This window comes from Microcoleus sp. S13_B4 (genome assembly GCF_036700885.1).
Classification (GTDB): Bacteria; Cyanobacteriota; Cyanobacteriia; order Cyanobacteriales; family Microcoleaceae; genus Microcoleus.
In genome coordinates, this window is the sequence record NZ_JAUBPU010000160.1 from 1 (window position 1) to 1,010 (window position 1,010).

At 35.4% G+C, this 1,010-nt stretch carries 1 protein-coding gene; it reads right to left on the reverse strand.

The window, feature by feature from the left end; genetic code table 11:
* Nucleotides 1–180 precede the first annotated feature (180 nt).
* Nucleotides 181–387, reverse strand: a complete 207-nt coding sequence (locus tag QT994_RS27720; protein ID WP_333180355.1) for a DUF4277 domain-containing protein — start codon at nucleotides 385–387, stop codon at nucleotides 181–183.
* Between the last annotated feature and the right edge of the window lie 623 nt (nucleotides 388–1,010).

Below are 1,010 nucleotides of genomic sequence, written 5' to 3' on the forward strand. Positions count from 1 at the left end.
TATTTTAAAACTACGACTCATAAACGCACCATACAAGCTATCTCTCTATTATATGCAACTTCACATAAAATTGGTATTACTTAGGATAGCATAAGTGTAACTAAATCTACATTCGAGCGCGTAAAAAAATATTAAAATCACAAAATTTGATTGTGTCATTTATAAAATTATCCTATGTATTCAATTACTGTAATTAAAATTCACTACATATTTATTACTACCTAAATGTGATGGTAATACTCCTTCTCCAATGAGATGTTCTGTTGCTTGGTCGATAGAAAAGTGTTCAAATAGGTATAAAGGGGCGCTCAAAAACCCTAATCCATTCACAATCATCGCTTTCATTATTTGTCCCGGAGTTAGCATCTCTTTTTGTTTGATACCCACTTGTTTATTCACTAATTATAACCGTTACATTTTATCTCTAATTCCGGCTATTATTCCTAAATAATCTATATTTAGGGCTTGAATTTTAGCGGGGGCTTATTCATGATTTTTTACACCTATGTTGCTGACTCTCTTATCTAGTTTTAGCCCAATTTTAAAGCTTTGCTAGGTATTTATTTCAAGTTTTAATGATTCCAAACTTAGAACCATTAAATTTTTCGGAATATCTGCGAAATGTGGGTTTTAAGCGAGGTAATACGTAATTTTAGGGAGGATTTTTTTGCGGATACTTGCGACTTCTGCGTGTAGTTGCGCCAGCTTATTTTACGAACTAAAAATACTCAGCAATATAGCAATCCTCGCATCATTTGTGAATTTCTTACGGACTCAGAGCGGGTTCGGGGAGGGTTGGCGTGGGGTAAAAAATTTACGACTCCTGCAAGGATTGCTATATTGCTGCTTAAACTCCCCTATGTATCTATCTGGCACATCTTTTCTATTAGGGCGGTTATTTTGTAGATAAATTACCCCATCAAACTTAAAAAGCTGACGGGGTGACAACAAGAGTCAAAAGCCCCACCAGTAGCGGATTTGCCCAAAGTGAGGTAAAAAAAGATGGGGTC